The following is a 19,585-nucleotide window of genomic DNA, read 5'->3' on the forward strand; positions in this document are numbered from 1 at the left end:
TACCCATAGCGGTCAAGCGATTTGGGCTTGAGGGGGATGGGAAACGATGGCACACTCTCAAAGTGACATTTTTCAAAAAAGTCTCCCAAAAAGTGTCCAAGATATTGACTTAGATCCAAAAAATACTCTTAGCTCTTTTTTAATGCACCAGTAGACTAATCACCAACGAAAAACAACACATACATACCACTAGACCTAAACCTTTACTTATACTGTCAAAAGATTTATTTTTAGCGACTCTCCACTGCAATCCAACTAAAGCTAAGAGCAATATAATTGGTAACAAATAACTAATGTTCCACACAAAATTGACATTCTCTTTAAACAAAAACAAGCCTAATCCAGAAAATCCTAAAAAAAGAGAGATCACCTTTTCAAAATAACCATTCTTTTTCCTAACTAAACTAGTTACAACAAACAAGCTTAAGAATAAATAAACGACTATTATTAACACCCTATCTCCCCCTTTTTTCACTCTTATTCTTCATCAAGATCATTATCATTAAAACTAGCCCACTAGCTAACGATACCATTGCAAGTGAGGCAGTCAAGAAACCAAAAAACTTCAAATAATCCATGAAGATCATAGAAATAACTGACAAACCAATGCCTATCGCAAATAAACTGTTTCTTATTTTTCCAAGCTTATGCAATTTTTCCATATTAGTTTTCCTGCTTTTTTCTCAAATTTTTTTAATACATTTGTCCCATCGTTTCATACTTTTGGGTCATTAAATCTATGGAGAGTATCTAGCTTGGCAACTCTCAATTCTTATAACCGAAATACAATAAAAGAACTTAGAGTGGCTATTACTTGCCAATCTATGTTCTTTTACTACATGTCTATTTTCTACATTTAATTTGACCACGGGATAAAAGTAAATCAACCGTAATCGTTAAATTTTCTGGCGCCACATCATCAGTGCCACTCCCTTGAATGACGTCCATTTCCTCTTCTGTTAGATCTTCAAACTTCTTGCCAGAAAACTCATTTTCTGGTACCGACTTTTCGATATTGTCTTCTTTTTTATTCATGCAATACTTCCTTCCATTTATATTATTATTCTAACAATAGAATATTAGAAACCTCATCAGAGCTATTTCTTAAAAATTCATATCCGATACCTGCCAAACCAGTCATCAAATCGTACTCTGGCTCATTTTCAAGGCCTTGAACATAAAAAGCATGACGAGATAGCTCTTTGTTTATAAACTCATTCATTTTAGCTTCTTGTTCCTGATTATTTTTTTCATCAGATAACCCAGCTCTTAAAAGTTCGATCGTTCCTGCTACACCATGACACAAACAATCGTCTTGATAGTTCTCATCTAGTACGGCATCTAATATATCCTGATAGCGATCAAAATGAATAATATCATCTGCCACATTCATTTTCATGGCCTTTTGAAGAGCCATTCCAATTCCAGCTAAGCCATTGCACCATGTAGTATTAGTTCCGTCATAAATATAATCAGCACTCTCCATTGCCTTTAAAAACAATCTTACTTTAATTGGAATACTCTCCTCTTCTGGAAAGACTTCCACTGCACAACACAGACTATAAGCCACTCCGGCATATCCATGAGCAAAACTGGCATTATCCATTTTTTCTAACTCAATATCTGCAATGATCTCTTTAATAAATTTTTCAAGGGTCTTGAAGTAAGGTAATTGATACAAATTAAGTGCGACTTTTAACAAACTAGATCGACCAAATAACCACTCATTGTTAAAAGACGTTTTATGGTAGTAATCCTCAATCGTCTTCACTAACTTTTTAGCTGTCATACTATCTGTTAAATTATATGATCGCCTAATTTTTTGAGTTAAGATATGGAGTAGACTTAAATTACTAGCATACTCATCGTGATTTTTTATTGGTACCACTCGTCTAAAGAACATGCGATCCATTATAGATAATAAGTCATTATAACGCTCCTGCGGTCTCAGCTGCTGCAACTCCCAGAAAAATAAATAAATACCACCTAAACCATCATAAAAGTTGGCAGTCATACAGTCTTTTTTCCACTGCTCTTCTTTATCTATCGTATATCGAGGTAGCGTAACATCTCGTTTTTCACTGCCAAATAGTAAGTCTTTGTAAATTAGACCGGCAATTTCATCTGCCTTCTCCATATAATCATTATTGGAATGAAGAGTGACCTCTTGGCAATTGCCATCATATAAATTTAATGCAATTAACAATCGATTTTTTTGAATCGTAAAGTCAGAATGGCTTACCGAAGCAAAACGACTCGTCATCAAATCACTTGCAGTCTGTTTATAAAAACCATTAAGCGATCGATCGTTGTCCACTATCAACTCCTTTTCATTTGTCCTATTATAAAAAATGGGGATGTCGTTTACTAACAACGCCTCAATTTCATAAGGTACTACGGCCAAATTGTTATACCCATAGGCCCAAATATTTTCAAATAATTTTTCACGATTTAAATAGTTGGTCATATAACTTGGATGATACCCATAATCCAACATTTCGGCATATTTTTGAGTGGCTTTCAATACATTACGTACCTTAACACCAGAAAATAATTTCTCAACTAACTCACTCAGCAACTCCTTATGCACAATTACTAACTCGTAAAGATCAGTAAATCCCTTTAAAATATCTTGACTATAATCTAGCCAATTTACTTTCTCATCTTTTAAACGCGGTAAATTATCAGCTCCAGGCATTACATAGGCTAAGTACTCCATCTTCATACGGCCACTATCATCACTAACTAGCTGCAATACCTTTTCTGATAATAGTTGCTCATCACCATTAAGCGCACTAAATTCAACTGCGCCTTGCTTATTTTCATGAATAGTTGGTAAAAGACTTGTTCCCATAATCGTTTCGGCATATTTTTGCGCATAGCAATTTGCCGCAACACCTTTATCTACCGCATTACCAGTATTTTGAATAAGCGTTTCAATATCAATCAATACGGGATAGCTTCCTACTGCAATCAAGTTTTCTAAATGAAAATCATTGCCACGGAGTAAATGAGTAATCGCAATTAATTGGCCAAATCGCTGGTAAAAAAGTGAGACTTCTTTTCGGGTTGTACACGGTTGATAACTCACACATTCTTCAACTGTAAACTCCTCTTTGATTACCCGTTTCACCTGATAAAATGACAAATCAAGTGATAACGTTTCTAACTCTAATAGAAATTCATTAAAGCGTTGACCAACTTCTAAGTTTTTATACTTAAAAACCAGTTGTCGACCATTTAAAGTAAACAAAATGACGGATTTACCTTGATCATGACTATCCCCTTTATCCATTGTCACTTGCTCTAAATCAAGCAAGCCATTTATTCCAAATGTCTGCCACTCATCATCACTTAAGGAAGCGAGCGCCTCTATAAAACTCCTTAAATTGTCAAACATAAACTGCGCTCGAGTCGCCAAAAGACGAGCTAATACAGGGTAATCATTAAAAAAATCTGTATACTCTAATTTGTTGTGAAAGCGGCGTTTAAAATAAAGAGCCGTCACGTTGTGTGTTGGAATGTCGCTTTCAAAAAAATCATTTTGATCATAGACAATAGTCTTTAAACTTAGCTGACTAATCTCTAAAGTAAAGACTTGTAAAAAAGTCTCTTTCACAGCAGATGATACATTTATCATAACTTCTTTATCAAGACTCTCTAATTTCTGCGTAAGCCACAGCAAATAAGGTCGTACAAAAAAATCAAACTCTTCTTTACTTTCATCAGCCACTACACCACTCATGATTTTCTTATGAAGATGGTACCACTCTTGATTATGAAGGTTCTCATATAATCTATCAGCATCCTCCATTGTCAACTTCTTGATTCCGATTGCAAAATCTGACTTAGAGCACTGCTTCGCAAAGAGCGACAGTTCAAATAACTCATCTGTTACGATTGATTTCTTTTTTCGCCAAGACTGAATCGTATTGATAAATTCTTTTTCATTACCTGTGTAGCTTTCTTTTAATAATCGACTTCGTTCTTGACTACTTAACGCTAAGACTAAGTTTTTATCTGACAACGTACGTCACTCCTCACTATAATTTCTGTTACTATGTCAAAAGTTGAATTTTTATCCAAGATTAATAATAATTGTCGCAATAACCCACAAAATACCAACTATTAGTACTGCTCCAAAATAAAGATTAATGAATCCTTTACCTGTGGCTACTGATACTTTCCCAGCAGGAATTCTCTTTTGATCAAGTTTATTTCCAACTACTTTAGTAACAGCTAAAATGACTAGTAATAAGGGCACAGCATAGATAAGTGAATTAAATACTGAACTTAATGTCTCTTTCATAACTTTTCTCTCCTTTATATTTTCTCCCAACAATATCTTTTCTACTATTTAGTTTTAAGATAATCACGCAATGATTCAAATTCAAACATCCCTTCATTTTTCCAATAACGATGTTCAGAATAATTTATAGGTTGCTCCTTATAAATAATTTGATAATTCTCAAATATTTGTTCCATTTCTTCACTAACTTCATATTGGTACTCATTTGATAAAGAAAAATTTAAATCATCAACAAACTTCTCCATATTTACTGTCTCTAACGTATTAAATTCGGACAATTCTATCGTATCTATCATAGAGATACCTAGTGTCCCCATAAAAGTATTCATCATATCTGCAACTTTTATTATTCCATTACTACTTGCCGAAACAATGAAACTTCCTTTCTTTCCAGCTAATCTAAAAAGATGTGTCCAATAGGTCAATCTGTCTATCAAGCATTTCATATCTGATGAAACATTATGGAAATAAACTGGCGTTGCAAATATAATAAAATCAGCTTCTAATAGTTTTTCCTTCAGTAGCTCACTATCATCATCTGTTCTTTTGTCAATTGGACATCTGCCTTTAAAAAAACATGTTGTGCAGCCTTCACAGGGATTCACTTTTAAGTTTTGAGGAGAATAAACATCCATTACATAATTTCCAGGAAATTTTTCATGTATGAGTTTTTCCATTTTTTTTACCGCACTCATCGACTTTGATCGTTTGTTTCTAGATCCAACGTAAACCATTATCTTCTTCATACATTACCTCTCATTAAAAGAGGAAAATGAGAAGGTGTTTTTTCTAAGAATTTATGTCTCAATTGTGTATAGGCTAAACCAAGTTCTCCTTCAGCCATACTTATTGATGAGAAGCCATAATACTTTTCAATTTGAAATCTATTTTTTTTCTCTTTTCTTTCTACCATTTTCCGGAGCCATTCTTCTGCAATTCTAAAATATTTTTCGTCATTATACTGGACACACATTTCAAAGTAAAAATCTATAATACCCGCATTTCCTTCAAATATAGAATCATGTTCTAATAAGTCTTTATAGTTATTTACTTCATCCAAAACAATAGCAATGTCTTTTTTAAAATTCAATTCATTGAAGATATCACTGCCTAGAAACGCTAAACGAGTGTATGCTAATCCGATTAATCCATCTTTAAAATTTATTTTCACATCATTTTTTTCAATTTGCTTATTCAACATTTCTTTTTCCAGAATAATACATTCTTTAGCGAAATTTTTGTATTTTAAATTATTGGTTATTTCATATACTTGCAAAAATGCCATAACCTTTCCAGAATAGCCATCTAAGAAGCTTACGTTATTGTTTACCATGCTCTCTGCCTCTACACGAATTATTTTTTTTGCTAACAAACTAATAGGTGTTAAGAGACTAACATCTCTAGTGTATAAATAAATATTGTTTAACGTGATAAGTAAACTCGTCGCCCCAGTCTGCAAACTAATATCGTTCCATTCTTTTCCAATAAATTCCTTTATATAATCAATTGATTTGTACAAGGCTTCTCTGTACATTTTCCCACAGTTAATATCTTCTTTTAAAACCTCTAAACAAAGATTAAGAGGAGCAAAAAAGCCAATTAAAGAAGAAAAACTCGGTTGTTGTGTATAAGGACTTTTAGAACTATTAAAACAATAATCTCTTAATTTTTGATATTTTAATTCATTAGTAACCATAAATAATTTATGGTAATATCTTGCAACACCCATCAAACCATCATAATAATCAGATTTGATTGTACCAGGAAATTTATTCCCCTTTTCATCTTGTATGATTAACCATGAAATAGTTTTTGACTCTTCATCAATTACAGCTTTTTCAATTAATTGATCAGCAAATGCTAAAACATCATTGCTAAAAATTGCTGTATTATTCTTTACATCCTTCCTACGATTTAACTCTTTATCAGTCGCCCCTAATTGTACTTTAATAACTTCTATTTGAGTTTCAACATCATATTTGGACAAATTTTCTAATTTAGAAAGTGATTTATCCAACCCAGCTGAATCAAATACATTTGGTATACACTTCATCCAACTATCGTAAATATTTTTTTCAGCTACCTTAGCAAAAAATATAGGAATATCATCATTTAATAAATCTTCATACTCTGAATTTATTATTTCTTTACTAACAAAGGGAAACGCAAAAATATTTTCAATAATTCCATCAATCGCTAAAGCATTTTTCATGCAGTTAGGATGGTATGTATAACTTAATAACTGTCCATAATTTGAAGTATTTCTTGCTAATATCCTCACTCGACTATCTGCAAAAGCTAATAAGCAATCTGCAATAGTTGATTTGTTATCCAAGACAAACATTAAGGTATTCTCAAATCCCTCAATTATTATGTCAGTATAGTTAGTATATTTCACTTTATCCTGATTAAGCTTAACAATATTATTCGAATTCTCAACTTTTACCTTCATTTTTTTGTACTGTACTTCATCAGTATCAAGATTGATTAATTGATAAACTTCTTGCTCCAAAGTTTTACCTTCACCGCTCAGTGCACTATAATCGACTTTGTTTCCTTGCACATCTAAAGTAACGGCAGCTGGTAGTAAAAAACTATGAGAGACAAATTCAGTCAATTTATTTTTACCTATCATATCCGCATTTTTCTTTTGATTAGTCGTTGGTATTTGATTGTAGAAAAGAGTTTCTATATCAACAACTGTTGGGTACTCACCATGAGCTATAATATTCTCCATATGTAGGTCATTTCCATCCAGTAAATACATAATGGCAATCAATTGACCATATCTCTTATAATAATTTTCAATCTCATGACTATTTGTACAAGGCTTATACGTGATGAATTCTTCAAAAGTATAGTTATCTTCAACAATAACCAATGGTAACTTCATATCTAAGAAAAAATTATTACCGCTTAAGTTATTAATTAACGACGCATATGCTTGCCAAACCTTCAAATTTTTCGGCTTGTATACAATTTTTTTTCCATTATCATATTCAATACAAATAACTGATTTATTTTCCTGGTGTGAATCTCCTTCATCCATATGAAGATGACTTAGTACTGAATTTTCGCCTATATCAAATTGCTTTTTTAGTTTTATTTCATTTTTACAATAGTCAACTAAAAATGACTCAATAAATTTCAAGTAATTTTTAGTACACATCAATAATTTTCTCGCTAAGACAGGATAGTCATTGTACAACGAAATTATTTCTCTGCTATTATTATATTTTCTAAAAAAAGTATTCAATCTTTCCTCTGGAGATTCTCCATCCAATTCATTATGCCTTTTGTATTTTTTTAACTCGTGTACAAACGTCTTAATACTAATAGAAATCATTTTCCTCATCAGCGTTTCTGATAAACTTTGTACGACACTTTCATTTAAGAGGTTTTCATACTTTAGTTCTAATTCCCTGAGTTGGACATGTCCATAATTTAGAAATGGTCGAAGTAAGTATCCATATTGATCTTCAATCAAATATTCTTGATCTAGCATATCTTTATCAGAGAATATTATTTCCAATTCACGGTACCACTCCGTATTTTCAATATACTCTCCTGCATACTCTGCATACTGATCATAGTCATAAGATAACGCATTTGATAAAAGCAACTCATCAGAAAGTTCTCTTAACATAGCAATTTTTTTACAATCATTTTTCTTTAATGACGATTTTCTATTTTCCCAGCTATCCAGAACATCCTTTTTGAAGTCAAGATCTACTAAAGTTGCTATCTCTTGAAAAAAATCGTATCTTTCTTTCAAATTTAAAGATCTAAAAAACTTTTTAGCGTTAACGTTATTTCTTGTAATTATCTCCATGTCTTCCCCCTCTTGTGATTTAGTTATTTTGATTTGTTTAGAGAAATCTAATAATTTCTCTAAACAAATCAAACGCTTCATTCTTACTTAAAATGAAATTGAAAATTTACTATGATAACTAGCCGACATCGAAAATATTAAGGACGCTAAGCTAATCAAAGGCGTACCTTCAGCATCTACGTCACCTGCACCTGCAATAAAATCCATTTCTTCTTGCGTTAAGTTTTCAAATAAATCAATTTCTAGCTCATTTTTTTCTTCACTCATTCAAATTCCCCTCCTTATCCTAAACACTTATGGTTTTTTGACCAAGCTCCAATAGACGCTCCTATTGAATAACTGATAAGACTAGCTAGACTTAGAGCAGGGGTAGCTTCTGCATCAACATCACCTGCTCCCGCAATAAAATCCATTTCTTCTTGAGTCAAATTTTCAAATGTTAGCTCTATATCTTCACTAATTGTTTTTTCTTCCGTCTCTTTTTTTTCCATGGTTTTCTACTCCTTATTTCATATTTTCGTTAGTAGTCCATATATGACTAATTTTATTGCCGATGCCAATTCCTGCTAAAAATAAAGTTGATTTAGCATATTCTGGTAAATTTAGTCCCGCAGCCTGAATTGCTCTAATATCATCTCCATCCAGTTCAACATAAGATTTTCCTTCTAATGCATTAGCAAGTGACAATGATGAATCATTAATTAATTCTTTATAGACTTCTGGATTCAACTGAGACAATTGCCCCAAATCATCATATGATGTGATTTCCAGACCATACTTTTCATTGATTATTTTTGCTGTTTTTGAAAAAAGCTCTTCATTTAAACTAACCGCCATTTTTGTATCCTCCATTTCTATTTCTTGATTATTTTGTTTGTAATATGACCGCCAATTACTGCTGTCACACCACAAAAAATTGTTGAGACTAATATTTCCTCAGCAACATCACTTCCAGATCCTTGAGTTGCTCTCATTTCTTCTTCAGATAAATTTTCAAATGTTTTTCCTGCTATTTTGGCACTATTGATATTTTTACCCTGAGTCATTATCTTCTTCCTTCCTATAATTGCTCTATTTGTTTTTATTAATAAAATTCATTCCTATTTTAATTAACGCCGGAAAGGCTATCCTATTCTCAATACTATTCGCTACCTTATTAAGGCCTTGCCCTTGAATAGCCTTCATTTCTTTTTCAGTTATTTCCTTTTTTTCATTCATATTTTAGATACCTCTTTTCAATTTTAGTTACTCACTTTTTCTTAAGGACATTTCTTTTTTGAAATAGTCCATACTACGCTCATTGATATTACCGTAACTGTTGGAGTGATTTCCTCTTGAACATCGCCACTACCCTGACCTTGAACTGCTTCCAGTTCCTCTTCCGTTAAATCTTCAATTTTCTTACCCACTACATCTGTTTTTTTGATTTCTTTTTCACTCATATCTTCGGTCTCCTATTTTCAGTTTATTTTTTACAAAATATTCGGGTCTTAATTACTACTGCAATCTTTAATAACTCAATAATTTTCTTTTAAAGACACTTCTTTTTTGAAATAGTCCATACTACGCTCATTGATATTACCGTAACTGTTGGAGTGATTTCTTCTTGAACATCGCCACTACCCTGACCTTGAACTGCTTCCAGTTCCTCTTCCGTTAAATCTTCAATTTTCTTACCCACTACATCTGTTTTCTTGATTTCTTTTTCACTCATATGCCTTGCCTCCTATTTCGGTTTATTTTTTTTTGCAAAATATTCGAGTCACTACATGAATTGTTGGCCCCGTCACATTAGTAACAGTTGCAATCACCTCACCATTCACATCTTCAGCCCCTTGCCCTTGAACTTCTGCTAATTCTTCTTCTGTCAAATCTGCAAGATTCTTCCCAACTACGTCGGTTTTCTTAATTTCCTTTTCACTCAAGCTAGTTCTCCTTCCTACTTTTCTAAAATAAACGTTTTTTAATCTTTCAAGATCCATTCGCGATTTACATATGTCTCTTATTGATTTCATCATAATTTATTCCACACTTAATGTCAATTATTTCTTACATAAAAATATAAATAAATTGCAAATGTTTGATTTTTCAAACATAATGTCAATTAACCATTGCTATATATCATAATCTTTACTATTATTAAAAAAAGGAGTGTTATAAATGACCAATTCTATCTTTTGGGGCTACTCTACCAGCATTAAAGAACGACACGAACTATTAAAAAGCACTATTCCTGATGATCGAACGCTTCATTATCTAAAAAAATGGCGTGAAAGACGTTCACTATTATCTGAAAAAGACTTTGATTTATCTCTAGAAAAACAAAAATTATCTAAATTAGCTTTTAATCGTGGTGTTACACCTTTAAATGAAATGAGTTTGAAAATATTGCATAAATACGTAATTAAGCAAGAATGGTATCAATTGCATCAACAATTATTTACTAAACAAGTTGATCACTCTTATTCATTAGAAACAGCTTTGCGTTTCCATCTTAATTATTTTTCTGAAAAACTAATAATAATACAAAAAAAATATCCTTCAATAAATTTCAGTACATCTGCAATCAATTCTCTCAAAGAAGGCATTCTATCTGATTTCATGTTACTTGCACAAAAAACACTAATTTGGGATGTTCACGATATCATCGAGAGAGAGGCTATTATAAACGACTCGACTGAAAAAGACTTTGAAGCATATATTGATCAACGACTATCAAATTCAAAAAATACCCAATATTTTTTTTCAGAATATCCGACATTAGCAAAATTATTGTGTATTCGCTTGCAATTTGCTATTGATAATTGCGAATTTTTTATTTCCTCATTAGAAAAACATTACTTACCAATTGAAACAACATTTTCAATTAATTTACCTTTTAAAATAGAGGATATAACCTTAGGTAAAGGCGAAAGCCACTCGCAAGGTAAGAAAGTACTACTATTTAAACTTAACGGAGTCAATCTACTTTTCAAAAATAAAAACTTACAAATAGGGGAACAATTTAATAAATTTCTTAGCTCTATCGAAAAATTAGATAATCGTTATCACTTTTATAAAATTAAACGCATAATTGAAGACAACTTCACTATTGAAGAAGAAGTTCATCAAATGGAATGTCAGACAAAAAAAGATATCAACTCTTATTATTTTAACTATGGTTCTTTATTAGCTGTTACTTATTGGCTAGGAGCAAGCGATCTCCATATGGAAAACCTAATTGCTCATAAAGAATTTCCAGTAATAATCGATGTTGAAACTATCATTATTACCGATCAAACAAAAAATCTTCGTGAACTGAAGACTAAGCAGCAACTGATTGAAGAACAATCACATATTGGCTCTGGTCTGCTTCCCTTAAAACGATATTGGAAAAGGCAACTAGAAATAAGTGCTTTAAACGGTACTAAACAAAAATTACCTTTCAAAGTACGTAAACTAGTGAATGAAAACACAAGCGATATTAAACTACAACTTGAAGATGATTACTTAGATGGAGCAAAAAATATTCCTCGCTTAAATGGCGTAGAGGTTCACTATCAAGAGTACACAACCGATATTGAGCAAGGCTTTAGTGAGATGAACCAGCTTCTCCTTAAAAATAAAGCACTGATTGCTGAATTAGCACAAGATATATTTAGTAATTGTTATGTCCGTCATGTATTACGTGACACTCAAGACTATGCTAATTTTTTATCATTCGCTCATCATCCTAGTTGTATGGTTGATTTCATTGAAAGAGAAAAAATTATGGAGAACCTTTGGGAAGCCCAATTCATCACTAAAAATGCTGTTCCTATGGAAATAAAAGAAATGCTAGTCAACGATATTCCACTATTTGAATCGATTAGTAACAGCCATTGGATTAAAACTAATACGAATTTATTGGATAATGCTTTACCTAACTCCAGTATAGAACTACTTACTAAACGCATTAAAACTATTACCGATAAGACACTCTCGCAATCTTTACTTTTCCTAAGAGAGGGTTTGGGAACTTTGACCTATGATTTACAAAAGATTACTATTCCAGAATCTAATCTAGAGGTTGACGATATCTTTTTACGAAAGGCAGCTGATATAGGGGATTACATTGTTAAAAATTTAACAATTGATCCACAACTTCAATTTGTTTCATGGGCTGAAAGTGTGCCGAATATTGATGGCGAAATTGAATTAGAATACCCATCAACTAATCTGTACAATGGTACCACTGGCATTTTCATTTTCTTGTTCAGCCTAAATCATTTTCTTCCAAAAGATAATTACAAAAAAATAATTTGCCTTTTAGAAAAAGAAATCTTCACTGATCGATTTGCCAAAGAAGAATATCAATCTGCTTTCTTTGGCGATGGTGCTAGCCTAACTGCTGCTTTTTACGCCTACCGATTATGTCATGAAAAAAAATACTTAAAAGAAATTAAGAAGTATATTAATAAGCTCATAATAAAAGAAACAAGAGAAGAGTATCTCCTAGATGAATGGCTCAACGGAAAATCTAGTTTGATAGCTATATTAGTAAGTATTTACAAAGAAATTCCAATTCCTGAAATAATACTGCTTCTTGAAAAACTTGCAATTGCCACCACAGAAATTGAACATGATAATATTGGATTCGCACATGGAAGTTCTGGCATCATGTACGCTCTTTGTATGCTTTCAACAATTTTCGATACACCTTTATCACCAAAACTAATTACAGAATTTGAATTAGCTCTTTCAGACAGAAAAATAGTTGATGACTCCTGGTGCAAAGGTACTATTGGTATCAACGAAACAGCTAGACTACTACAAATAGATACTATTTCTATAGAAAGAAAAGACCTAACAGCACAAGATTCCTCTCTTTGTCACGGTACTTATTCAAATACAGTAAATTTCATTTATAAAACTGAATTTAAGCTTCATAAAACTATTTCTTTTAAAAGTGATCTTAAATTATTACCAATTGGCTTATTCAATGGAATATCTGGTATCGGATACCAGCTACTCCAAGTTAATTCTCCTAAGCAACTGAATTCAATTCTATTTTTGAAATAAATTCTTTCCTAAATGAAAGAAATACTTTACAATATTGTGAAAATATTATATAATATAACTATAATAATAAAAGGAGATATAACTATGACTACTGCATCTATTATTTTACACCCCCATTCAATGAAAAAAGAAAGAATCAAAAAAATGAATCAAATTATTGGAGATTCCTTTGAACATGATAAACAAAAAAAAGAAGATTCGACTAAAAGGAATTCTCCTATCCCCATTTTAGGATATACTCAACTATGGGGCTTCTGCTAAATAAAACAGGGCTACTGAATCAAGTAATGATTCAGTAGCCCTGTTTTATTTAATCTCTCAATACTTAAACTAATTTTTTAATACTAAGAAATTATTTATTATCAACTTATATTAGAAATAATCATTAAACAACTACATATTTTTTATTTGACTGAAAAAAAATAATGATACGCTTCATCACATTCACCAATTTACAAATGACAAATTGACAAAGTAAGATTTCATAAATAAAATTCACACTATTTGCTAACGTACTTTTTTTAGAATAAAAATACTAATTGATTGACACAAAAAAATAGCAGCCAGTTGGATATTATTTACATACTTAAATACCCTAGAATTTACTATCCAAGAATCGGCATTACTATCTAATACAATTGAAATAATTAACATCAAGACAAATGTTATTGCACTCGCTGAAGCAAAAATTCCTCTTCCACGTTCATCTCTTCCTTCTTTACTAAAATAAAAAAGTACCACATAAGAAACTGACATAACAATCAAAATTATAATACTTATCGTAGACCAATGATTTACTGGCAAGTTTTCTAAAAACTGTTTCACTTGTCCTCCTCCAATCTTTTAAACTCAAATACTTTTTCAATAGGTACATCAAAAACCGATGCAATATCATAAGCTAGCAGTAAAGAAGGGTTGTATTTATTTTTTTCCAACTGCATAATAGTTTGTCGAGATACGCCTACTTTATCAGCTAACTCTTGTTGTGTCATTCGATACATAGCTCGGTAGACATGGATAGAACTTTCAAAGTTAGATAACTTTGATTTTGCCATGATATCTCTCCTTTATATATTTATTATATCATACATTTTGATATTTATTTCATCTATTTAGTATATCATTCTTGTCAAAATATAACAATTTAGTTGTTTGTCTATTTTTTAGCTGCTACAAAAAAAACTACTCTCAACCTTAACTAGGATTCCATAAAACACTATTTATAAATATTAAATAGAAGAAATTGAAAACTCTATGGCTAATAGATATATAAGCTCTCGACTACTAAAAGCTGAGGGCTTTTTTCTTTATTTGTATTTAATATTTACTTGAAAGCTATATTGAGCTTATTTAAATCGTAAAAAAAATCGTAAAAATAGCGAAACACACGTAAAGAAAAACGCCCTCGTGTGAACGAGAGCGCAAAAGGTGCAGAGATAAAACTAATTATGGTTTATACGCGTTGTATTTGGCGATTAAACCTATTATATCTTTTTCAGAGAGTCTTCCAATAGCTTGTGGATTAGCTAGTTCTCTTACTTTCGCTAGAGAAAGCACAATTTCAGAAGATACATCAATATATGAATCTTCTTTAGAGTTTACATGTGCAATATCTTTATCTTGAATTTTATACATTCTTTTAGAAAAATCTTGTCTGTCAAATTTTTCCTTATACGAATAAACGCCAAGAAAGCGAACATAGCCAAATTTTTCAGAAGAAAGTCCAATATATACAGAAGGTCTTCTTTTGTCGGGCGTAGGATCACCGAACACTTTTGACTCTACAATATATATCTGAAATTCATCCATGCCGAACCCAGTCTTTCACATGTTCAGGAGCATTCTCTGGAATAACCAAAGTGCCGTTTTCATCCGCGTCAGCATGAATTTTCTGAACATGAAGATTATCCATCATTCTAGAATATTGAGTTCTTTTATCATCTTCATTTTTTAGATAAATGAAACTCATGAAAGCTTCTTCTGGAGTTTGACCGTCTTTAGCTAAAGTTTCTTTAGCTAGTTTTTCTTGCTCTGGCGTCAAGTTTAATTGCATCAAAGCTATCAACCCCTTTTCTATATATTTCACCCAGCCCTTACTAGCTAGGTGAGCGCACCTTTTGCACTAGTAAGAGTGAGAGATATTTGTTAAATTGCTACATCTCTGAACGATATTATAGCATGGAAACGTTGATTTAGCAAGGTTTTCAATTTGTATGCTTGCTTTTTTAATGATAATATCCAAGAAACTTACTGAATAATGAAAGAAAATCAATTTAATTTACGTAAAGCAAAACTACTTGACGTTTAGGAGTAAAACAGCTAAACTTAACCTTGTATTGATTTCACTCTTGCATTTTTTACCTAAGTGTTATAATATGTAAGAGTTCTTCCGAACAAACGTTCATCAAGAAGAAAGTACTAAAAAAGAGATCATCTTTTAAATGATCTCATAAACAGAATTAGAAGATTTTACTTTAGACGGTTATTCTTCTTTTTCCGTTTTCCGTTTCGGCGTCTCCTATTTTTACTTTGGAGACGCCTTTTTTCTTGTTCTCTTTGTCGTTTCTTTCTTAAGAGGTATAACACAGTGAACGTAATTAATGTTATCACCCCAACAACTAATACTGGATATTTACTTATTGAGACCATTAGCCACCCAAATACAGTTTCTCCAAGAGCTTCGAGAAGACCCTCTAAAACGCTTTCCAGTTTTCCAAACAGTTTCTTCATTCCATTAGCACCACCTTTCTTGGATGCCTAGCTACCATCTAATTTTATAGACACAAAATCCCCCTCCCTTTAGTTAAGATTATTGTATAGGAATATAGTTTGATAGTCAAACTCATTTCGTTCTTTTAGAAGAAAATTCTTTAAAAAGAACAAACTCTTTCTTTTATCTTAAAATAGAAGTATAATTAAATTACTAAAAATGATATGGGGTGCGTAAATGAGTCAATCATTAACAACGATATTATGTAATAATTTGAAGCAGATAAAGGAAAAAGGTGATTTTACCCTTTCGCAGTTAAGTAAAGGAGATGGAAAAAATCCTGAAATTGCCCAAAGCGCTCTTTCTGGTTTATTAAATTATAATGATTCTTTTACCTCAAAAAAGAACATGAGTCCTAATATCAAAACGATTGAACGATTGATATATAATATTAATATTTTGTTAAAAAAATCAGATAATGAAAAATTGTCTAATATTAATGTTGAGATTAGTGATTTATTCAATCCGAATTTTGATTTGTTAAGCATGGTAAAAGAAGATGAGAGTTATTCTAAGTTGCCTCTACAGAGATACTATATTATTTATTATATTATTCAATTACAAGATACACTTTTAAACTTGAAGAGTGGCATTATTAGAATAAATGAGGATTTAAAAATACATGCCATATTAGATTTACCAAATAGCATGTATAATTTTGAAGATTTAGAGAAAATATTTGAACATGCTAGCAAGGAACAATATTCAGAGGCTATTTATAGCGGCTTTCTAAGAAAATTTGGTTCAAATTTCTCTATAAATTTGGAAAACAGTCATCAACAAACTACAATTTTATTTGATATACCTACGGGAATGAACTCTTCTTATGATGGTGGTGCAGGTTTGATGGTCGCTACATTACCTCAAGGGACAAAGCCTACGCCATATACCTCTTTCGTTGCGCTATCTTCTATACAACTAGATGAGGAAGCAAAAAAGAAAATTAAGGAAAAGTACCTGCTTTTATTGCAAAAATCTTCTCATTATATGATTGATAAAAATGAGGAGGATGTAAAAAAATATAACGCTATTCTACGTGAGACTATCCAAAAATCTGATGACAAGTATATAATTGAACAGCAAATTGATTTATTTTGCAATCTGTTAGAGCAAAAAAATCTCTATAACATATCTTTAGGAGATATCGATAAAAGTATTTACTCTATAATAAAAGAGGCGAAAAAATAGTGAAGATAGAAACAAATCCACAGAAATTATTATCAGACTTTTTACGAGAATGTCTTTCTCAAGGAAGGGATGTTGATTTATATTCTGCAATTTACAAAATTGCTCTTAAGGCTCATTCTAATCAGAAAAGAGATAGTAAGGAAGATTTTATTTGCCACCCTCTTAGATCAGCAAAATTCTTATTGAACCTTGGTTTTTCCGATAGCTTGATTTTTGCAACATTACTACATGATGTACTTGAAAAAACTAATGTTAATGAATGGGAATTGAGAGAACAGTTAGAATTATCAGTTGATAGCGATTTAGAAGATGGTTTAGCAGAAAGTAGCCTAGTCTCAAACGTTTTAAACCTTGTTAATGAAATTACCTATCATAAAACTAAAAGAGATAAAGAAATAGTCTATATCCAATTGGCTACAACACTAGATAATCTTCAAACACCCAAAAAGATTCATGATTACCAAAAGAATAAGTTGGAAGAGTTTTATGAGATGACTCCCGTTGATAGAGAAGAAATTGAAAATAAGGCAAATTATTTCTCTAAGCGATTGAAAAATATTGAGTTCTCTTTATTAGAAGCAGATCGTTTTAAGACCCTCGAAAAGCGTATTGAAAAAGTAAAAGCTAACATTGATGGGCAAAAGAACTTAAAATTATTACAAAATACTATAGAGTATACAGTAGAGAAAAGATATACTTTCAGGAATTTACAGACGATGACTGTGAAATTTTATAATATTTCGCCTCTTGATTTAATAGAGCTTTATGATGTTAATAATAAATATAAAACAGCTCCACCTACCATAAATATTCGCTTAATCTTTAACGCTCCTAATGCAGATATCACAAAATTTTTTACTGATTTTTTAGATAAAATTGACGGCAACTATTATATTAGTGAGCTATATCGTTCTGAAAATGAAGCTGGTTCGCTATGCGCGATAATCACAGACATTGATTTTCCACAGTTTAGCTACAGAGTTATTCTAGATACAGAGGATTCCTTTCGCTTAAAAGAGCAAGGTTTTCTTAGTGATAAAGATAACGATGAGGAAGAAGAAAAACGGGGAGAAGTAGAAATTAAAGTGGCCAAGCAAAAACTTAAAGTTTATGACCAAGAGATGACTTTTCATGACCTCATATTTAATGTTGATGTTCAACTTGCTATCCACTTAGATAAAGTTTATGAAATAAGCGAAAATGGAAACAGGATAAAAGAGATCGATAAGCGAACAAAAATAAAAAATGTCGAGCAAAATAACGAATTTGAAATTAAAACTTCTGAAAATGTACGAGCAAAATTCTCTTGGTTTAGATATCTGGAGACAAACCAAGCAATCAAAAGCCTTGTAGGATATTTTACAATTACTTTTGGGGACGGGACTGAAGAAGACTTCCATGAAAAGATTGAAGAGTATATTTCAAGACCTGAGTCGTTAGAATTTAGAAAGCAAGCTGCTTTAGATTTTTTACAAGAAAGTGCAGAATACTTTTTTGAGAACACGAAAAATAAATAAAATATATTGAGATAACAGCTAAAGAGGTAGCTTTCAATGGTGGTAGTGCTACCTCTTAACTGCATTCGAATTAAAAAGAAATGTGTTTTAAATTGATATCTGCTTCAATAATATACTTCCCAAGCTCTTCCACTGAAATCCGCTCAATCTCCTCTAAAGCGTCATAACTAACAGGTAGTGCTTTCATCAATTTGAAGCGTCGCTCCTTCAATGTTTTTATCCCTCTATAATCCGTTAACAAACCAAATCCAGCCAATAAAGAAATTTGCGCCATGTCATCTGGCAAGAGTTTTATCAAATATACGAACCTAATTTTTGTCTTTCTAAAATCTTCTTTCTCGCGATTCATGACTTTTCTAAAAGTTGGAACTTTCTCTAGCCTAAAAAATGTAAATCCCTCTCCTTTTTTTAATAGTGTTAAATCAGCAACTAAGTCATAGAATAACTCTTCGTTAAGCTCTTTTAATTTTCCTTTCCTATTTCACAAGTTAAAATTATCACATATAAAACAATATATCATCAGGCTTTATACTGATTTTTTCGAATATTACAAATATTCCTTTTTTCCTCCTTTTTCTCAAAGGAGGCTTTTTTTGTTTTATGCTTATCTCAAGTAATTCGCGAATGCTTAAAATAAAAAATCGAAACGAGGTTATCAAAATGAACAACCAAGAACAAAATGATTTTTCAACTGCCTTGTCACCAAGTAACTTTTCTAGTGAACATATGCCACTTGCTACTAAACGACAAATCCACAAAGATACTTGTGAGGTTGTGCGTGCTGTAATTAGAAAAAATACCATTGAGAATGGAATGTCTTTAATCACTAATACAGCCATGAATAACATTGCCAACTTATCCATGTTAGAACAACAACTTTCTGACATAGCGCCAACTGCTGAACCACGTCTCAAAATGATTGTAGATGA

The 19,585-nt window shown here is 31.7% G+C and carries 26 protein-coding genes; 5 read left to right on the forward strand and 21 right to left on the reverse strand.

The genetic code is table 11. The features are described from left to right. Positions 1–139: 139 nt before the first annotated feature. The 15 genes from AC5KOD_RS04850 to AC5KOD_RS04920 form a co-directional block, all read right to left on the reverse strand. Positions 140–454, reverse strand: coding sequence for a hypothetical protein (locus AC5KOD_RS04850; RefSeq protein WP_496913405.1), 315 nt, complete (start codon positions 452–454; stop codon positions 140–142). Position 455: 1 nt separating this feature from the next. Beyond that, complete coding sequence (locus tag AC5KOD_RS04855) at positions 456–662, reverse strand: hypothetical protein (protein ID WP_496913406.1); 207 nt, start codon at positions 660–662, stop codon at positions 456–458. A 181-nt stretch (positions 663–843) separates the two neighbouring features. Next, positions 844–1,035: a mersacidin family lantibiotic gene (locus tag AC5KOD_RS04860; protein WP_496913407.1), complete on the reverse strand. Its 192-nt coding sequence runs from the start codon at positions 1,033–1,035 to the stop codon at positions 844–846. Between the two features lie 25 nt (positions 1,036–1,060). Further along, positions 1,061–4,027, reverse strand: coding sequence for a type 2 lanthipeptide synthetase LanM (lanM, locus tag AC5KOD_RS04865; RefSeq protein ID WP_496913408.1), 2,967 nt, complete (start codon positions 4,025–4,027; stop codon positions 1,061–1,063). 51 nt (positions 4,028–4,078) lie between these two features. After that, on the reverse strand, positions 4,079–4,309 hold the full coding sequence (locus tag AC5KOD_RS04870; RefSeq protein ID WP_496913409.1) for a hypothetical protein: 231 nt from the start codon (positions 4,307–4,309) through the stop codon (positions 4,079–4,081). 44 nt (positions 4,310–4,353) lie between these two features. Next, positions 4,354–5,055, reverse strand: coding sequence for a flavodoxin family protein (locus tag AC5KOD_RS04875; RefSeq protein ID WP_496913410.1), 702 nt, complete (start codon positions 5,053–5,055; stop codon positions 4,354–4,356). Next, a complete protein-coding gene (lanM, locus tag AC5KOD_RS04880) occupies positions 5,052–8,141 on the reverse strand; it encodes a type 2 lanthipeptide synthetase LanM (protein WP_496913411.1) in 3,090 nt (1,029 codons plus the stop codon). Before lanM (AC5KOD_RS04880) ends, AC5KOD_RS04875 begins: the two co-directional genes overlap by 4 nt. 87 nt (positions 8,142–8,228) lie before the next feature. Then, on the reverse strand, positions 8,229–8,408 hold the full coding sequence (locus AC5KOD_RS04885) for a lichenicidin A2 family type 2 lantibiotic (protein WP_496913412.1): 180 nt from the start codon (positions 8,406–8,408) through the stop codon (positions 8,229–8,231). Positions 8,409–8,422: 14 nt separating this feature from the next. Then, entirely contained in the window at positions 8,423–8,632 is a 210-nt protein-coding gene (locus AC5KOD_RS04890) for a mersacidin family lantibiotic (protein ID WP_496913413.1), read from the reverse strand. Positions 8,633–8,645: 13 nt separating this feature from the next. Beyond that, positions 8,646–8,978, reverse strand: a complete 333-nt coding sequence (locus AC5KOD_RS04895; protein ID WP_496913414.1) for a hypothetical protein — start codon at positions 8,976–8,978, stop codon at positions 8,646–8,648. Between the two features lie 17 nt (positions 8,979–8,995). After that, positions 8,996–9,187 (reverse strand): mersacidin family lantibiotic, encoded by a 192-nt coding sequence (locus AC5KOD_RS04900; RefSeq protein ID WP_496913415.1) that lies wholly within the window; start codon positions 9,185–9,187, stop codon positions 8,996–8,998. A gap of 25 nt (positions 9,188–9,212) precedes the next feature. Then, positions 9,213–9,359: a bacteriocin gene (locus AC5KOD_RS04905; RefSeq protein ID WP_496913416.1), complete on the reverse strand. Its 147-nt coding sequence runs from the start codon at positions 9,357–9,359 to the stop codon at positions 9,213–9,215. Between the two features lie 41 nt (positions 9,360–9,400). Continuing rightward, entirely contained in the window at positions 9,401–9,583 is a 183-nt protein-coding gene (locus tag AC5KOD_RS04910; protein ID WP_496913417.1) for a mersacidin family lantibiotic, read from the reverse strand. A gap of 89 nt (positions 9,584–9,672) precedes the next feature. Next, the gene (locus AC5KOD_RS04915; protein WP_496913418.1) at positions 9,673–9,855 is read right to left on the reverse strand and encodes a mersacidin family lantibiotic; all 183 of its coding nucleotides are present in this window, start codon (positions 9,853–9,855) and stop codon (positions 9,673–9,675) included. A 22-nt stretch (positions 9,856–9,877) separates the two neighbouring features. Further along, a complete protein-coding gene (locus tag AC5KOD_RS04920) occupies positions 9,878–10,066 on the reverse strand; it encodes a mersacidin family lantibiotic (protein ID WP_496913419.1) in 189 nt (62 codons plus the stop codon). A 235-nt stretch (positions 10,067–10,301) separates the two neighbouring features. Here AC5KOD_RS04920 and lanM (AC5KOD_RS04925) point away from each other — a divergent pair, with 235 nt between their 5' ends. Together lanM (AC5KOD_RS04925) and AC5KOD_RS04930 are read left to right on the forward strand one after the other, a co-directional pair. Continuing rightward, positions 10,302–13,181 carry a type 2 lanthipeptide synthetase LanM gene (gene lanM, locus AC5KOD_RS04925; protein WP_496913420.1) on the forward strand — a complete coding sequence of 960 codons (2,880 nt, stop codon included), beginning with the start codon at positions 10,302–10,304 and terminating at the stop codon, positions 13,179–13,181. 84 nt (positions 13,182–13,265) lie between these two features. Further along, on the forward strand, positions 13,266–13,442 hold the full coding sequence (locus AC5KOD_RS04930; RefSeq protein WP_496913421.1) for a hypothetical protein: 177 nt from the start codon (positions 13,266–13,268) through the stop codon (positions 13,440–13,442). A gap of 246 nt (positions 13,443–13,688) precedes the next feature. Here the strand turns inward: AC5KOD_RS04930 and AC5KOD_RS04935 are convergent, their stop codons facing one another. From AC5KOD_RS04935 to AC5KOD_RS04955, 5 genes are all read right to left on the reverse strand, one after another. Beyond that, the gene (locus AC5KOD_RS04935; RefSeq protein WP_496913422.1) at positions 13,689–14,006 is read right to left on the reverse strand and encodes a hypothetical protein; all 318 of its coding nucleotides are present in this window, start codon (positions 14,004–14,006) and stop codon (positions 13,689–13,691) included. Next, the gene (locus AC5KOD_RS04940) at positions 14,003–14,236 is read right to left on the reverse strand and encodes a helix-turn-helix transcriptional regulator (RefSeq protein WP_496913423.1); all 234 of its coding nucleotides are present in this window, start codon (positions 14,234–14,236) and stop codon (positions 14,003–14,005) included. Before AC5KOD_RS04940 ends, AC5KOD_RS04935 begins: the two co-directional genes overlap by 4 nt. A gap of 391 nt (positions 14,237–14,627) precedes the next feature. After that, positions 14,628–14,990, reverse strand: coding sequence for a hypothetical protein (locus AC5KOD_RS04945; protein WP_496913424.1), 363 nt, complete (start codon positions 14,988–14,990; stop codon positions 14,628–14,630). Beyond that, positions 14,983–15,267 (reverse strand): hypothetical protein, encoded by a 285-nt coding sequence (locus AC5KOD_RS04950; protein ID WP_496913425.1) that lies wholly within the window; start codon positions 15,265–15,267, stop codon positions 14,983–14,985. The genes AC5KOD_RS04945 and AC5KOD_RS04950 overlap by 8 nt, the downstream gene beginning before the upstream one ends. A 383-nt stretch (positions 15,268–15,650) precedes the next feature. Next, positions 15,651–15,911 carry a hypothetical protein gene (locus tag AC5KOD_RS04955; RefSeq protein WP_496913426.1) on the reverse strand — a complete coding sequence of 87 codons (261 nt, stop codon included), beginning with the start codon at positions 15,909–15,911 and terminating at the stop codon, positions 15,651–15,653. A gap of 217 nt (positions 15,912–16,128) precedes the next feature. Between AC5KOD_RS04955 and AC5KOD_RS04960 the strand changes: the two genes are divergently transcribed. Together AC5KOD_RS04960 and AC5KOD_RS04965 are read left to right on the forward strand one after the other, a co-directional pair. Next, positions 16,129–17,139 carry a hypothetical protein gene (locus AC5KOD_RS04960; protein ID WP_496913427.1) on the forward strand — a complete coding sequence of 337 codons (1,011 nt, stop codon included), beginning with the start codon at positions 16,129–16,131 and terminating at the stop codon, positions 17,137–17,139. Further along, a complete protein-coding gene (locus AC5KOD_RS04965) occupies positions 17,139–18,656 on the forward strand; it encodes an HD domain-containing protein (RefSeq protein ID WP_496913428.1) in 1,518 nt (505 codons plus the stop codon). The genes AC5KOD_RS04960 and AC5KOD_RS04965 overlap by 1 nt, the downstream gene beginning before the upstream one ends. Before the next feature lie 70 nt (positions 18,657–18,726). Here the strand turns inward: AC5KOD_RS04965 and AC5KOD_RS04970 are convergent, their stop codons facing one another. Then, entirely contained in the window at positions 18,727–18,954 is a 228-nt protein-coding gene (locus AC5KOD_RS04970) for a hypothetical protein (protein ID WP_496913429.1), read from the reverse strand. A gap of 362 nt (positions 18,955–19,316) precedes the next feature. Here AC5KOD_RS04970 and AC5KOD_RS04975 point away from each other — a divergent pair. After that, on the forward strand, positions 19,317–19,585 hold a 269-nt coding region (locus AC5KOD_RS04975), incomplete at its 3' end, for a hypothetical protein (protein WP_496913430.1).

This window comes from Vagococcus sp. WN80Y, from assembly GCF_059621045.1.

Bases quoted from the DNA above. Each gene is read 5' to 3' on its own strand.
- AC5KOD_RS04855 (WP_496913406.1), bottom strand. From the start codon at position 662: ATGGAAAAATTGCATAAGCTTGGAAAAATAAGAAACAGTTTATTTGCG.
- AC5KOD_RS04860 (WP_496913407.1), bottom strand. From the start codon at position 1,035: ATGAATAAAAAAGAAGACAATATCGAAAAGTCGGTACCAGAAAATGAG.
- AC5KOD_RS04870 (WP_496913409.1), bottom strand. From the start codon at position 4,309: ATGAAAGAGACATTAAGTTCAGTATTTAATTCACTTATCTATGCTGTG.
- AC5KOD_RS04875 (WP_496913410.1), bottom strand. From the start codon at position 5,055: ATGAAGAAGATAATGGTTTACGTTGGATCTAGAAACAAACGATCAAAG.
- lanM (WP_496913411.1), bottom strand. From the start codon at position 8,141: ATGGAGATAATTACAAGAAATAACGTTAACGCTAAAAAGTTTTTTAGA.
- AC5KOD_RS04885 (WP_496913412.1), bottom strand. From the start codon at position 8,408: ATGAGTGAAGAAAAAAATGAGCTAGAAATTGATTTATTTGAAAACTTA.
- AC5KOD_RS04890 (WP_496913413.1), bottom strand. From the start codon at position 8,632: ATGGAAAAAAAAGAGACGGAAGAAAAAACAATTAGTGAAGATATAGAG.
- AC5KOD_RS04895 (WP_496913414.1), bottom strand. From the start codon at position 8,978: ATGGCGGTTAGTTTAAATGAAGAGCTTTTTTCAAAAACAGCAAAAATA.
- AC5KOD_RS04900 (WP_496913415.1), bottom strand. From the start codon at position 9,187: ATGACTCAGGGTAAAAATATCAATAGTGCCAAAATAGCAGGAAAAACA.
- AC5KOD_RS04905 (WP_496913416.1), bottom strand. From the start codon at position 9,359: ATGAATGAAAAAAAGGAAATAACTGAAAAAGAAATGAAGGCTATTCAA.
- AC5KOD_RS04910 (WP_496913417.1), bottom strand. From the start codon at position 9,583: ATGAGTGAAAAAGAAATCAAAAAAACAGATGTAGTGGGTAAGAAAATT.
- AC5KOD_RS04915 (WP_496913418.1), bottom strand. From the start codon at position 9,855: ATGAGTGAAAAAGAAATCAAGAAAACAGATGTAGTGGGTAAGAAAATT.
- lanM (WP_496913420.1), top strand. From the start codon at position 10,302: ATGACCAATTCTATCTTTTGGGGCTACTCTACCAGCATTAAAGAACGA.
- AC5KOD_RS04930 (WP_496913421.1), top strand. From the start codon at position 13,266: ATGACTACTGCATCTATTATTTTACACCCCCATTCAATGAAAAAAGAA.
- AC5KOD_RS04940 (WP_496913423.1), bottom strand. From the start codon at position 14,236: ATGGCAAAATCAAAGTTATCTAACTTTGAAAGTTCTATCCATGTCTAC.
- AC5KOD_RS04945 (WP_496913424.1), bottom strand. From the start codon at position 14,990: ATGGATGAATTTCAGATATATATTGTAGAGTCAAAAGTGTTCGGTGAT.
- AC5KOD_RS04955 (WP_496913426.1), bottom strand. From the start codon at position 15,911: ATGAAGAAACTGTTTGGAAAACTGGAAAGCGTTTTAGAGGGTCTTCTC.
- AC5KOD_RS04960 (WP_496913427.1), top strand. From the start codon at position 16,129: ATGAGTCAATCATTAACAACGATATTATGTAATAATTTGAAGCAGATA.